The organism is Rhizobacter sp. Root404 (assembly GCF_001425865.1).
In the GTDB taxonomy this organism is placed as follows: Bacteria; Pseudomonadota; Gammaproteobacteria; order Burkholderiales; family Burkholderiaceae_C; genus LMDS01.
The window spans coordinates 1-250 of sequence record NZ_LMDS01000008.1 but is presented as its reverse complement, the minus strand read 5'-3'; the positions used below and the strand labels follow the sequence as shown (position 1 = coordinate 250).

Here is a 250-nt window from a genome sequence, read left to right as displayed (position 1 = left end):
CGACGGCGTCAGCGTCGCCCCCGGCCAACTCGTGATGCTCGAGAACTGCCGCGTCAACCCGGGCGAGAAGAAGAACGACGAGGGTCTGTCCCGCAAGATGGCCGCGCTGTGCGACATCTTCGTCCACGACGCCTTCGGCACCGCGCACCGTGCCGAGGCCTCGACCTACGGCATCGCCCAGTACGCGCCGATCGCCTGTGCCGGCCCGCTGCTGGCGGCCGAGATCGACGCGATCACCAAGGCCCTGGCC

General features: G+C 70.0%; 1 protein-coding gene. It reads left to right on the top strand.

Translation table 11 applies throughout. From position 1 onward, the window contains the following. Window positions 1-250, top strand: a 250-nt coding sequence (gene pgk, locus ASC76_RS26310; protein WP_235580569.1) for a phosphoglycerate kinase, incomplete at both ends; no start/stop codon positions are given.